The 13007-nt window shown below is 76.6% G+C and carries 10 protein-coding genes; 4 read left to right on the top strand and 6 right to left on the bottom strand.

Annotated features, from left to right (window positions below; translation table 11 throughout):
- Positions 1-38: 38 nt before the first annotated feature.
- Positions 39-1628, top strand: coding sequence for a DUF4153 domain-containing protein (locus tag H7K62_RS23540; RefSeq protein WP_186716735.1), 1590 nt, complete (start codon positions 39-41; stop codon positions 1626-1628).
- Here the strand turns inward: H7K62_RS23540 and H7K62_RS04415 are convergent.
- Positions 1598-3790 (bottom strand): putative bifunctional diguanylate cyclase/phosphodiesterase, encoded by a 2193-nt coding sequence (locus tag H7K62_RS04415; protein ID WP_186716734.1) that lies wholly within the window; start codon positions 3788-3790, stop codon positions 1598-1600. The genes H7K62_RS23540 and H7K62_RS04415 overlap by 31 nt on opposite strands.
- 252 nt (positions 3791-4042) lie before the next feature.
- Between H7K62_RS04415 and H7K62_RS23535 the strand changes: the two genes are divergently transcribed.
- Positions 4043-4642: a PH domain-containing protein gene (locus H7K62_RS23535; protein WP_186716733.1), complete on the top strand. Its 600-nt coding sequence runs from the start codon at positions 4043-4045 to the stop codon at positions 4640-4642.
- Between the two features lie 4 nt (positions 4643-4646).
- Here H7K62_RS23535 and H7K62_RS04405 read toward each other — a convergent pair whose 3' ends face one another.
- The 3 genes from H7K62_RS04405 to H7K62_RS04395 all read right to left on the bottom strand — a co-directional run bounded on the left by H7K62_RS04405 (position 4647) and on the right by H7K62_RS04395 (position 6286).
- The gene (locus H7K62_RS04405) at positions 4647-4928 is read right to left on the bottom strand and encodes a DUF4190 domain-containing protein (RefSeq protein WP_186716732.1); all 282 of its coding nucleotides are present in this window, start codon (positions 4926-4928) and stop codon (positions 4647-4649) included.
- Between the two features lie 105 nt (positions 4929-5033).
- Positions 5034-6035 (bottom strand): asparaginase domain-containing protein, encoded by a 1002-nt coding sequence (locus H7K62_RS04400; RefSeq protein ID WP_186716731.1) that lies wholly within the window; start codon positions 6033-6035, stop codon positions 5034-5036.
- Positions 6032-6286 (bottom strand): hypothetical protein, encoded by a 255-nt coding sequence (locus H7K62_RS04395; protein ID WP_186716730.1) that lies wholly within the window; start codon positions 6284-6286, stop codon positions 6032-6034. Before H7K62_RS04395 ends, H7K62_RS04400 begins: the two co-directional genes overlap by 4 nt.
- 74 nt (positions 6287-6360) lie before the next feature.
- Between H7K62_RS04395 and H7K62_RS04390 the strand changes: the two genes are divergently transcribed.
- A complete protein-coding gene (locus H7K62_RS04390) occupies positions 6361-6855 on the top strand; it encodes a nucleoside deaminase (RefSeq protein WP_186716729.1) in 495 nt (164 codons plus the stop codon).
- An 81-nt stretch (positions 6856-6936) separates the two neighbouring features.
- Positions 6937-7920, top strand: coding sequence for a DUF808 domain-containing protein (locus H7K62_RS04385; RefSeq protein ID WP_186716728.1), 984 nt, complete (start codon positions 6937-6939; stop codon positions 7918-7920).
- A 319-nt stretch (positions 7921-8239) separates the two neighbouring features.
- Here the strand turns inward: H7K62_RS04385 and H7K62_RS04380 are convergent, their stop codons facing one another.
- Positions 8240-9100, bottom strand: a complete 861-nt coding sequence (locus H7K62_RS04380) for an aldo/keto reductase (protein ID WP_186716727.1) — start codon at positions 9098-9100, stop codon at positions 8240-8242.
- 249 nt (positions 9101-9349) lie between these two features.
- Positions 9350-12919, bottom strand: a complete 3570-nt coding sequence (locus tag H7K62_RS04375; protein ID WP_186716726.1) for a proline dehydrogenase family protein — start codon at positions 12917-12919, stop codon at positions 9350-9352.
- Positions 12920-13007: the final 88 nt, after the last annotated feature.

The raw sequence follows: 13007 nt of genomic DNA, 5'->3' as shown, positions 1-13007 counted from the left end.
CGTCAACCCCGTCATGCCTGCCCCCAGGAGGTCCGACCGTGTCTGCACCCGCCCCTGAGCGGCCCCTGAGCCGCGAGCTGCTCCCGCACGCCCCCGCCGCGCCGGCCCGCGCCCTCGTGGCCGTGGCCGCGGTGGCGGCGCTGGCCGCCCGGGTGCTCGTCGGCGAGCGCGCCGGGCTCGGCGTCGCGGTGCTCGCGGTGGCGGTGGCCCTCGCCGTCGTCGTGGTGCAGCGGCCGGTCGGGCCGCACCGAGGACCGCACCGAGGGCCGCGCGGCTGGCAGCTGGTGCACGGGAGCGCCGCGGTGCTGCTCGCGAGCGCGGCGGCGCTGCGCGACGCCGGGTGGCTCGTGGCCCTCGACCTGGTCGCGGCGCTGGCGCTGGGGGCGGTCGCGCTGGCACCCGGCGCCGAGCGCGCGTGGCGCGCCGTGCTGCTCGCCCCGCTGCGCCCGCTGGCGCGCGTGGGCTCCGGCACCGGGTGGGTGGTCCGCGGCGCGCGCCGCGTGGTGCTGCGGCGCGCCGGCCGCCCCCGACGGGCAGGCGGGCGCTGGCCGTGGCTGGTGCCGTCGCTGCGCGCCGCGGCGCTGACGGCGGTGCTGCTGGTGGTGTTCGTGCCGCTGCTGGCCGGCGCCGACGCCCGGTTCGCCGACCTGCTGGACCGGCTCACCGGCTCCAGCGCCGCCTGGCTGGCCGAGGCGCTCTCGACCGCGACCGAGGCGCTCATGGGCTCCCGACCGGACCTCGTGGTGGGGCGCGCGGTGGTCTTCGCCCTGGCGGCCGTGGCCCTCGCGGCGGTGCTGCGCACCGCGTCCGAGGACACCCCCGCCCCCGCTCGGGCGGGCCGGCGCCCGCGCCCGGCGCTGACCCGCCGGGTGGAGCAGCTGCTGCCGCTGGTCGCGCTCGACGCGCTGTTCACCGCGTTCCTCGTGGTCCGCGCGACGGCCCCGGAGGTGGCCGAGACCCCCGGCGCCACCCTCGCCGGTCAGGTGCACGCGGGGTTCGCGCAGCTGGTGGCGGCCACGGCGCTGGTGCTCGTCGTCGTCGCCCTGGCGGTGCGGTGGACGGGCATGGCGCCCGGGGTCCGCGCCGCGCTGGCGCTGCTGTGCGTGCTGTCCCTGGGGCTGGACGCCGCGGCCGCGGCCGACCTGCGCGCCTACGTGGACGCCTACGGCCTCACGCGGCTGCGGATCGGCGTCGCCGCTGTCTGCGCGGGCCTCGCCGGGCTGCTCGTGCTGCTGCTCGTGGCGGGCGCGCGCTGGCAGCGGCGTCGCCGTCAGCCGTGGGTGCCGCACGCGGCGGTGGCCGTGGCCGCCGCGTGCCTGCTCGGGCTGACCGCGGCGGACCCCGACGCCGCCGTCGCCCGGGCGCAGCTGGCCCGCTCCGACGCGGACACCCGGTACCTCGCCACGCTCTCGGCAGACGCGGTCCCCGCCGTCGCCGGGGCCCTGCGCGACGACCCGGGCGCCCTCGGGCCGGACGGACCGTGTGTGCTGGCGCAGCTCACTGGCACCCTCTCCGCCGCGCAGGACGACGACGAGGGGTGGCCGTCCGCCAACGCCTCCCGCGCTCGCGCCGCGCAGCTCGCCGAGGAGGCGGCGGGTCAGGTGCCCCGCTGCTCCTGGGACGGCTGACGCAGCTCGCCGCGTCGCCACGCCACGAGGTCCGCCGGGGCCATCGCCCGGGCGTACAGCCAGCCCTGCACCTGCTGGGCCCCCAGCGCCTGCAGCGCCGCCGCCTGCTCGCGGCTCTCCACGCCCTCCGCCACCGCCACCAGGCCCAGGCTGCGGGCCAGCCCGATGACGGCGGACGCCACCTGCGGGTGGCCCTGGGACAGCTCGACCACGAACGACCGGTCCACCTTGAGGGAGTCCAGCGGCAGGGTGCGCAGGCGCGCGAGGGAGGAGTACCCGGTGCCGAAGTCGTCCAGGGCGATCCGCACGCCCATGCCGCGCAGGCGCAGCAGGCGGGCGCTGGCGGCGTCGCCGTCGGCCATGAGGGCGGTCTCGGTGACCTCCAGGCACAGGCGCTCCGGCGGCAGGCCGGTCTGCGCGAGCACGCGGGCGACGTCGTCGACGAGGTGCGGGGAGCACAGCTGGATGGCCGAGAGGTTGACGTTGACCGCGCGCGGCGCGAGGTCCCCCAGCTCGACGTCCCAGCGCAGCGCCTGCTCGCAGGCCTCCCGCAGCACGAACAGCCCGACCGCGTCGATGAGGCCGTTGGCCTCCGCGGTCTCCACCAGCAGGTCCGGCGGCACCAGGCCCCGCTGCGGGTGGCGCCAGCGCACCAGGGCCTCCACGGCGGGCAGCGCGCAGCGCTCCGGGCCGTCACCGGCGTCGGCGGAGTCCAGCACCGGCTGGTACTCGACGGTGAGGTGCTTGGCCGCGAGCGCCTCGCGCAGCTCGAGGGTGAGCACGAGCGCCTCGTGGGCCAGGGCGCGGGCGGCCTCGTCGCACAGGGCGACGCGGTCGCGGCCGGCGCGCTTGGCGCGGTACATGGCGATGTCGCAGTCGGCCAGGACGTCGTCGGGGGTGCGGTGGCGGCTGGTGGCGCGCGTGACCCCCACGCTGGCGGCCACGTCGAGGCGCACGCCGTCCAGCTCCACGCCCTCGCGGAGCCGGTCCAGCAGCTGCTCCCCCACGTCCAGGGCCGTGGGCTCGTCGGGGACGCCGTCGCAGACCACCACGAACTCGTCGCCGCCCCAGCGGGAGACGAGGTCACCGGCGCGGACCACCGAGCGCAGCCGCTCGGCGACGGCCACCAGCAGCCGGTCCCCGGCGTCGTGCCCGAGGCTGTCGTTGATGACCTTGAAGTTGTCGAGGTCGAGGAAGACGCACGTCATGGGCGAGGCGTCCGGGCCGCCGGCGGTGAGGCGGCGGGCCATGGACTCCACGAGCGCGGTGCGGTTGGGCAGGCCGGTGAGCGCGTCGTGGCGGGCCTGGTGGGCCAGCTGCTCCTCGAAGGCGCGCCGGTCGGTGAAGTCCTCGGCGGTGCCCACGAAGCCGGCGCCGTGGCCGGGGCTGGAGGTCGGCGACAGCCGCAGGTTGACCCATCGGTGCTGGCCGTCGCTGCGCACCAGGCGCACCTCGGCGGCGGCGGGCGCGCCGCCCAGGGCTCGCTCCACGCACTCCAGCACGGCGGGCAGGTCGTCGGGGGCCACGCGGTCGATCCACGCGGTGCCCAGCAGCTCCGCCTGCACCTCGCCGAGCAGGTCGCAGAAGGCGTCGTTGACGTGCGCGAGGCGCAGGCCCGCCTCGGAGATGATCGTGGCGACCGGGCTGTGCTCCACCAGCGCGGCGAAGCGGCGCTCCTGCGCGCCGGCGCGCTGCTGGGCGGCGCGCTCGGCGGGCGTGCCGACCGGGGTCAGGGAGATCGCCCAGGTCCGCCCCGTCGAGGCTGGCAGCGCCTGCAGCAGCACCGGCACCAGCGCACCGTCCGCGGTGAGCACCTCCACGTGGGCGCGCGCGGGACGACCGCGGCGCAGCACGAGCGGCTGCAGCTGGTCGGGGGTCAGCGGGGCGAGCAGCCGCACCACCGGCCGGCCCAGCAGCTCACCGGCCCCCGTGCGCAGCAGGTCGTGGCAGGAGCGGTTGGCCCACAGCACGCGCGCCTGCTCCAGCGGGACCGCGGAGGCCCGCCGGCCGCGGCGCGGCCCGGTGGGCACCTCCACCACGAGCAGCGGGTCGGACGCGGCGAGCCCGGCGTCGAGCAGGGAACGCATCACCAGGCGCTCCTGGGCGGGTGCGGCCCGCCCGGCGGGAGGGACCAGTGAGAGCGGCACGGCCTCGGCGCTCACGCCGCAGCCCGCTGGTCGGGCTGGTCGGGCTGGTCGGGCTGGTGGTGCGCCCGGTCCTGGGGGACCCGGCGGACGTCGAACCTCATCGTGGTCCTCTCGGTGGTGCTCGGGACCGCGTCCGTCGGTCCCGCACCCCTGGCATCGACACCTGGGCGCAGAACTCGAGCGTCCACCGCGCGAGGACGCCCGGTTCCCACGTCCGGCCCATCCCGGTGGTGGCGGACCGGTCCCGTCCCCGGCCATGATCAGCCGGTGGACGACGACGACCGCGCCGCCCGTCTGGACGCGCTGAGCGGGCGCTACGGCGTCCACCCCGATGTCCACCCCGACAGCACCGAGACCCGGCCCGCGGTGGCGGCGCTGCCTCCGGCGGCGCGGTGGCTGCTGGGCGGGCTCGTCGCCGTCGTCGTCCTGGGGGTGCTGGTGCGGGCGCTGGTGGTGGACGGCACCGGCCTGGCGGGTGCGCTGCTGCCGGGCGACGGGCTGGGCGGGGTGCCGTGGGAGGCCCTGCTCGTGACGGGGGGCGGCTACCTGCTGGTGCGGTGGGTCCGCTCCGGCGAGGCCCGCACGGTGCTCGACGCCGAGGGGGTCGAGGTGGCCTCGGGCCGCCGCCGGCGGCGGGTGGGGTGGCACGAGGTGGCGGCGGTGGAACCGGCGCGGCGCTTCGCGTGGTGGCCGACGGCCGTGCTCGCCGACGGCACGCGCCTGGAGCTGCCCGGCCTGCCGCCGGAGGTGGCCGGGCAGCTGGCGGAGCTGTTCGGGGCCCGCACGCGGCAGCCGCCGCCCGCGAGGTCGCAGGGCGACGACGCGGACGGCGGCTGGGACGGTCCGTTCCGGACCGGACGGGGGTGAGGCGTCAGGGAGCGGTCTGCATGCCGCTGCTGGCCACGATGGCCACCACGACGACGATGTAGACGAGCGTGAGCACGGTGAACACGATGCCCAGCCACATGCCCGCGGTCGCGAGGCCGCGGCCGTTGTTGCCGTTGCGGGCGATGTTCTTGCGCCCGATGACGCCGAAGACGATGCCGAGAACCGGGAAGACGAAGGCGAAGATGATGGCCAGGATCGCCATGGTCTCGGTGGGGCGCTGGACGGGCGCGTTCTGGTACCCGTACTGGGCCGGCTGCTGGGACATGGGATCTCCCCGGGTGTGAGGACGCGTGGACGGTGCTGCGCCGCGCATCGTGGCGCAGGCGACCGCCCCGGCACCAGGGGCCGCGCCGGTGATCAGCCGAACGCGTCAGGTCGCCGCGGGCCCGCTCCTGAGGCGGAGCTGCTCCGCCACCAACGCGCGCACGTCGGTGCCGCCGGGCGCCGTGGTCCCCGAGGAGCGCAGCAGCACCGCCAGCAGCACCCGCGCCTGCCCGGCGCGCAGCAGGCCCGACGGCACGGCTCCGGCGGCCACGAGGTCGGCCCCGCCCCCGCCGTCGCCGTAGGAGGGCACCACGGGCCCGTCGGGCACGCGGGTGGTGAGGACCACCGGCACCCCCGCGTCGGTGGCGCGGCGCACGGCCGCCACCACCGCGGCCGTGGCGTTGCCCGAGCCGAGCGCCTGCAGCACCACGCCGCGCGCTCCCAGCGCGAGGGCGGCGTCCAGCAGGGCGCCGTCGTCCCCGGGGACGACGGCGACGACGTCCACCCGCGGCCAGGGCTCCTGCTCCGCGGCGAGCGGCAGGGGCAGCGGAGCGGGGCGGGGCAGCGGCACGGCGGGCGGGACGAAGGCGGCGAGGTCGGTGGTGTGGCGCTTGGTGGTGCCCGCCACCGGCAGCAGCGCGCCGCCGAAGGCCACCAGCACACCGGCGCCGCGGTGGACCGGGTCCGCGGCGGCGGCCAGCGCGGCGAGGAGGTTGGCGGGGGCGTCGGAGGCCGGGGCGTCGGCGGTGCGCTGGGAGCCGGTGAGCACCACGGGGCGCTCGTCGTCGTGGTGGAGGTCGAGCAGGTACCCCGTCTCCTCCAGGGAGTCCGTGCCGTGGACGACCACCGCGCCGGCCACCGCCGGGTCGGTGAGCGCCTCGGCCACGGCGGCCCGCACCCGCTCGGCCTGCGCGAGGGTGGTGGTGGAGGAGTCGACCCGCAGCGCCTCCACCACGCGCACCGCCACCCCGGCGCGCTGGGCGGTGTCACCGAGGACGCCGTCGCCGGAGAGCGTGGGGCGGCTGACGCCGTCGTCCCCGGTGGTGCTGGCGATGGTGCCGCCGGTGGTCACCACCGCCACCAGCGGCCGGGCGCCGGTCGACGTCACGAGAGGGCCCGCCACCCCAGGTAGCCGGCTCCGGCGACCACCACGAGCAGCAGCGGCGCCACGACGCTCCACGCGGACCGCGGCGCGAGCGGGGGGCGGTCGGGGAACGGGCGGCTCAGGTCGGTGCCCCCGGCGGCGGTGGTGAGGAAGCCGTCGACGCTCTGGGGGACCGCGTCGACGTACCGGGACGCGCTGTCGTGCCGGGCGGACTGCGGGTCGGGCTGGGCGCTGCGGCGGGCGTCGTCGTCCAAGGGGGGCCTCCAGCTCGTCGGGGGCGGCCAGTCTGGCGGAGCGCGTCGGCCGGGTGGCTGGCAGGCTCGGCGGGGTGCCCCTGGACGAGCGCGACCTCGCGCACCTGACCCGCTGCGTGGACCTCGCCGAGGAGGCCGTCGACGCGGGCGACGAGCCGTTCGGGTCGCTGCTGGTGAGCGCGAGCGGGGAGGTGCTGTTCGAGGACCGCAACCGCGTGGGCGGTGGGGACGGCACGCGCCACCCGGAGCTGGCGCTGGCGCAGTGGGCCGGAGCGCACGTGCCGACCGAGGAGCGCGCGACGACCACGGCGTACACGTCCGGGGAGCACTGCCCGATGTGCTCGGCGGCGCACGGGTGGGCCGGGTTGGGGCGCATCGTCGTCGCCACCACCACCGCCCAGCTGCTGGCCTGGCAGCGGGAGCTGGGGGCACCCCCGTCCGCGGTGGTCCCGCTGCCGGTGTCCGCGGTGCTGCCGGGTGCGGTGGTGGACGGTCCGGCGCCGCAGCTGGCAGACCGCGTGCGGGAGCTGCACGCGCGGAGCCTGCGCCCAGGTTCCTCTCAGCCCTAGGCTCGCGCTCGTGCTCCGGCCTCCCGCTCCCACGCCCGTGACAGCGCCCGTGACCCGCATGCCGGCCGCGGGGGTGCTGCGGTGAGCGGCGGGCTGTTCGCGCTGCTGGACGACGTCGCCGCGCTGGTGCGGATGTCAGCGGCCTCGCTGGACGACGTCGCCGCCGCCACCGGCCGCGCCAGCGCCAAGGCGGCCGGAGTGGTGGTGGACGACGCCGCCGTCACGCCCCGCTACGTGCAGGGCATCGAGCCGCAGCGCGAGCTGTCGATCATCTGGCGCATCACCAAGGGCTCCCTGCGCAACAAGCTGCTCATCATCCTGCCGGTGGCGCTGCTGCTGAGCGCGTTCCTGCCCTGGCTGCTCACGCCGATCCTCATGCTGGGCGGGCTCTACCTGTCCTACGAGGGCGCGGAGAAGGTCTGGGAGAAGGTCCAGGAGAGGCGCGGTGCCGGCGCGCACGGTGACCACGGCGCCGCGGCGCAGGACGACGACGAGGCCGCCGCGCTGGACCCGGCCGAGCGCGAGAAGAAGATCGTCTCCTCCGCGGTGCGCACCGACCTCATCCTCTCCGCAGAGATCATGGTCATCGCGCTCGACGAGGTCGCCGCGGAGCCCCTGTGGGAGCGGGCGGTCATCCTCGCCGTCGTCGCGGTGTTCATCACCGTGCTCGTGTACGGCGCGGTCGGGCTCATCGTGAAGATGGACGACATCGGCCTCGCGCTGTCGAAGCGCAGCTCGAGCGGGGTGGCGGCGCTCGGGCGCGGGCTCGTCAAGGCGATGCCGGTGGTGCTGTCGACGCTGTCCACCGTGGGGGTGGTGGCGATGCTCTGGGTGGGCGGCCACATCCTGCTCGTGGGCACCGACGAGCTCGGGTGGCACGGCCCGTACGGCCTGGTGCACCACGCCGAGGAGGCCGTCGCCGCAGCGACCGGCGCGCTGGGGGGTGTGCTCGGGTGGCTGACCAACACGGCGTTCTCAGCGCTGGTGGGCGTCGTGGTCGGCGCGGTGGTGGTGGCGGTCATGCACGTCCTGCCGCGGCGCGGCGCGAAGGCCGCCGGGCACTGACGCCCCGCCGGGCGCAGAAGACGCCCCTTCCGTGCAGAAGACGCCCCATCGGCCAGACCGATGGGGCGTCTTCTGCATCCACGGGGCGTCTTCTGCACCCACGGAGGGCCTGGGGCCGCCTCAGGACGGCGGCGAGGGAGGCAGCACGCAGAGCTCGTCGCCCGACGGGTCGGCGAAGACGGTCCAGGGGCCGTCGTCGCCCTGTCCGACGTCGTCGAGCGCAGGCCCGCCGCGCTGACGATGTCGGCGCCGAGCGCCGCGGCCCAGAACCCGTCCAGGACGCGCGGGTCCCGCGCGTCCTGGACGGCGTTCTCGAGCCTCAGCCGAAGACGTCGGGGTCCGGGCCGAGGCGCTGGCCGCGCTCGAGCCCGGCGATGGCGGCCATGTCGTCGTCGGTCAGCTCGAAGCCGAAGAGGTCGATGTTGGAGCGGATGCGCGAGGGCGTCACCGACTTCGGGATGACGATGTTCCCCAGCTGCAGGTGCCAGCGCAGCACCACCTGGGCGGGCTCCTTGCCGTGCGCGGCGGCGATCGTGCCGATGGTCTCGTCGGCGAGCAGGTCACCGCCCTGGCCGATCGGGCTCCACGCCTCGGTGGCGATGCCGTGCTCGGCGTGGAAGGCGCGCAGGTCCTCCTGCTGCATCCACGGGTGCAGCTCCACCTGGTTCACCGAGGGCACCACGCCGGTCTCGTCGAAGAGCGCCCGCAGGTGGGTCTTCTGGAAGTTGGAGACGCCGATGGAGCGGATGCGGCCGGCCTCCTTGAGCTCGGCGAAGGTCTTCCACACCTCCACGAACGTCTGCTGGTCCGAGCCGGGCCAGTGGATGAGCCACAGGTCGAGGCGCTCCAGCTGCAGCTTGGACATCGAGTCGTCGAAGGCCGCGAGCGCGGCGTCGCGGCCGCCGGCGCGCTCGGCGTTGGCGAGCTTGGTGGTGACGAAGACGTCCTCGTGGGTCAGGCCGAGGCTGCTCTGCGCTGTGCGCAGCGCGTCACCGACGCCGGCCTCGTTGCGGTACCCGGCGGCGGTGTCGATGTGGCGGTACCCGGCGGACAGGGCCTCCAGCACGGTCTCGTCGGTCTTCTCGGGAGCGACCTGGAAGACGCCGAGGCCGACCTGCGGGATCTGCACGCCGTCGTTGAGCGTGATGAAGGGGACGGTGGTTCCGAACTCGAGGGGCATCGCTCGACCGTAGGCGCGGCGGGAGGGGGCGGCACCCCGACAGCTCGGCTGGAGCGCCCACGCCCCCACCCCCTCGCACGATCATGCAGCCGAGACGGCGCGCTCCTGAGGACGTCGCCCGGCGGACCCTGGTGGCGCCCCGTCCTCCGCCACGACCAGTGCCGGTAGTGGCGCGCAGGTGCTTGATCGTGCGGGGAAGGAGAGCTCGTCCGGTGCTGCGCCCCCGCTCGCGCAGCACCGGACGAGCGGTCAGGACAGCAGGCCGTCGACGAGGGTCGACGGCGTGCCGAAGCGGTGGGCGGTGGCGCTGACGGCCTGCTCGCGCAGGAACGGCAGCAGCTCCAGCCGGCCGGACGCGGTGACCTGGCCGTGCCACACGGCGAGGTCCGGGCGACCGCCGGTGGCCTGCGCGAGCGCGGTGGCCGCCGCAGCCGCGCCGGAGGCGTCACCAGCCGGACCGACGAGTCGCACCCGGCTCAGCGATGGCGCCGGCCCCTGGCTGTCACGGGCGGCGCGCGCCAGCCAGGCGTCGTCGTCCTCGATGACCGCGGTGGGGGCGCACGGCAGCGGCGCAGCCAGCGACACCTCGACGCGTGCCCCGGTCCGAGCGGCCGCGGCGAGCACGCGCTCGACGTCCACCGGGGAGGCACCGGAGACGGCGCGCACGGTGATCGGCGTCGGCACGTGGCGCAGCCAGTTGCGCTCCGACACCAGCCCGCTCGGGTCCTGCGGGGTGCCGAGGAGGGACTCCCACGCGGCGGCGTCGGAGGCGGCGGCGCACTCCAGGAACGCCGCCCCCTCCAGCGCGTCCGTCCGCTCCCACCGCGTCAGGCCCAGCAGGTACGACGGCCCGCCCGCCTTGGTACCGGCGCCGACGGCGGAGCGCTTCCACCCGCCGAACGGCTGGCGCTGCACGATCGCGCCGGTGGTGCCGCGGTTGACGTAGAGGTTGCCCGCCTGGATCCGCGAGGCCCAGCGGCGCAGCTCGCCGGCGTCGAGGGAGTGGATGCCGGAGGTGAGGCCGTAGTCAACGTCGTTGACGACGTCGATCGCCTCGTCCAGCGTGCGCGCCGTCATGACGCCGAGCACCGGCCCGAACACCTCGGTGCTGTGGTACCTCGAGCCGCGGGTCACGCCGGAGCGGATGCCCGGCGTCCACAGCCGGCCCTCCAGCGTCGGCGCGTCAGCCGGAGCGGGGAGGGCGCGGGGCGCGAGGGCCCAGTGCTGCCCGGGCTCCAGCTCGGTGAGCCCCCAGTGCAGCGCCGATCCGGGCTGCGGCCGCTCGATGACCGGCCCGACCTGCGTGCGCGGGTCCCACGGGGCGCCGACCACGAGCGACGACGCCGCGTCGACGAGCTGGTCGTGGAAGCGCCGCGAGGTGGCCACCGACCCGACGAGCACGACGAGCGATGCGGCGGAGCACTTCTGCCCCGCGTGCCCGAACGCCGAGGCGACCACGTCGCGCGCGGCGAGGTCGAGGTCGGCCGACGGCGTGACGATCATCGCGTTCTTGCCCGACGTCTCCGCCAGCAGCGGCAGGTCGGCGCGGAAGGTGCGGAACAGCTCGGCGGTGGCGTACGCACCGGTGAGGATGACGCGGTCCACCCGCGGCGAGCTCACGAGCTGTCGGCCTAGCCCACCCTCGTCGACGGTGACCACGCGCAGCGCGGCTGCGGCGTCGGGGCCCCCGACCTCCGCGAGCGCGGAGGCGATGGCCTCGGCGAGCACCGCGCCGCAGCGCTGGACGGGCTCGGCGGGCTTGAGGACGACGGCGGAGCCCGCCGCCAGCGCCGCGAGCACGCCTCCGGCGGGGATCGCCACGGGGAAGTTCCACGGCGGGGTCACCAGCGTGAGCCGCGCGGGCACGGCCCGGACGCCGTCGCGGGCCTCGACCGCGGCCAGCTCCAGGGCCGCGTCCGCGTAGTAGTGGGCGAAGTCGACGGCCTCGGAGACCTCCGGGTCGGCCTGGTCGGCGGTCTTGCCGGCCTCCGACGCCATCACCTCGAGCAGCTCGGCGCGGCGCGCCTCCAGCGCGCGGCCCGCGGCGTGCAGCACCGCGGCCCGCTCGTGCGCGGGGCGGCGTCCCCACGCCTCGCCGGCGGCGGCGGTGCGGGCGAGGAGGTCGTCGAGCAGCTCCTCACCGTCAGCACCGTCGACCAGGGAGCCGGCCGCGCTGAAGCGGCCGGTGGTCCCGGCGCGCGACGTGACGGCCCGGGCGAGCGCGGCGCGCACCCAGGCGCGGTGGCCCTCGACGGCCGGGTCGGAGTCGGGGGTGTTGACGAAGGGGCGGCCCTCCTCCCCCGGCGCGTGGGGCAGTGCGAGGTACCGGTCCGACGGCACGTCGTAGCGGCGGTGCGCCGGAGGCGGCGCGTCGGCGTCGCCGCGCTCCGCGAGCGCCTCCTCGCGCCAGGTGGCCAGCAGCTGCAGCGACTCCTCGTGGCGTGCCAGCTCGCGGGCGAACAGCGGCGAGGACGGCGTGATCTCGGTGATGGCCGACATGAAGTTGTCGGGGCTGGCGACCTCCTCCAGGCGGCGCACGAGGTAGGCGATGGCGACGTCGAACTCGGCCGGGTGCACCACGGGCGTGTAGAGCAGCAGCGAGCCCGTCTCGCGGCGCACCGCGGCGGCCTGCCCGGCGGCCATGCCGAGCAGCATCTCCACCTCCATGCCGTCGCGGGCACCGCGCGCCCCGGCGAGCAGCCACGCGTGGGCGATGTCGAAGAGGTTGTGCCCGGCCACGCCGAGCCTGACGTTGGCGGTGCGCTCGGGGGTGAGCGCCCAGTCGAGCACCCGCTTGTAGTGGGCGTCGGAGGCGGCCTTGGAGTCCCAGGTGGCCAGCGGCCAGCCGTGGACGTCGGCGTCGACGCGCTCCATGGAGAGGTTGGCGCCCTTGACCAGGCGCACCTTGATCGGAGCGCCCCCGGCGGCCACCCGCCGGGCCGCCCACGACTGCAGCCGCTGCATGGCGGCGAGCGCGTCGGGCAGGTAGGCCTGCAGCACGATCCCGGCCTCGTAGCCGCGCAGGGACGGCCGGTCGAGCAGGCGCGTGAAGACCTCCAGGGTGAGGTCGAGGTCCTTGTACTCCTCCATGTCGAGGTTCAGGAAGGTCGGTCGGGACGTCGGGCCGTCGCTGGTGCGCGCGGCGGTCTCGTAGAGCGGGGCCAGCCGCTGGACGACGTGCTCGACGTCCTCGTCGAACCCCCACGGCGCGTGCGGGCCGACCACGGCGGAGGTCTTCACCGAGACGTAGTCGACGTCGGGGCGCTCCACGAGGCGGCGCAGCCCGGCCAGGCGGCGGTCCGCCTCGCGCCCGCCGAGCACGGCCTCCCCGAGGAGGTTGAGGTTGAGGCGCACGGGGGCCGCTTCGTCCCCGGCGCGCCGGATGCGCTGCAGCGACCTGCCCAGCTTGGCGTCGGTGGCGTCGACCACGAGGTGGCCCACCATCTCCCGCAGGGCCCGCTTGGCGGCCGGGACGACGACGCCGGGCACCACCGGCCCGAGCGCGCCTCCGGCCTTCACGGCCGAGCGCAGGGCCGGGGAGAGGAACGCCGGCGGGCGCTGGGCGAGGCGGTGCAGCACGGCGGCGCCGGCGGCCGGGTCCTCGGGGCGGACCACACCGTCGACGAACCCGGTGGCGAACGCGAGCCCGTCGGGGTCGCGCAGCAGCCCGGCCAGCTGCGCCGCGGCGCGGGCCTCAGCGCCCTTGAGGGGGTGCGCTGCGGCCTCGTCCAGCCAGCGGCTGACCAGCGCTGAGACGTCCTCCACGCGCACCTGCGGTGCAGGGGTGGTGCTGCTCGAGGGTGCGGTCGTCGTCGTCATGCAGGGAGTCTGCGCCGGACCCGACGGGAGCAACAGGTCATCACCGGTGAGCGTTGAGGCGCAGTACCGTTCACCGCAGGTGATGGTT

Source organism: Quadrisphaera sp. RL12-1S (genome assembly GCF_014270065.1).
Classification (GTDB): Bacteria; Actinomycetota; Actinomycetes; order Actinomycetales; family Quadrisphaeraceae; genus Quadrisphaera.
Note: the sequence above shows the minus strand (reverse complement) of the source record. Positions and strands in the feature narration are given on the sequence as shown.

Excerpts from the sequence above, each read along its gene's own strand:
- H7K62_RS04375 (WP_186716726.1), bottom strand. The coding sequence starts at position 12,919 with ATGACGACGACGACCGCACCCTCGAGCAGCACCACCCCTGCACCGCAG.
- H7K62_RS04405 (WP_186716732.1), bottom strand. The coding sequence starts at position 4,928 with ATGTCCCAGCAGCCGGCCCAGTACGGGTACCAGAACGCGCCCGTCCAG.
- H7K62_RS04380 (WP_186716727.1), bottom strand. The coding sequence starts at position 9,100 with ATGCCCCTCGAGTTCGGAACCACCGTCCCCTTCATCACGCTCAACGAC.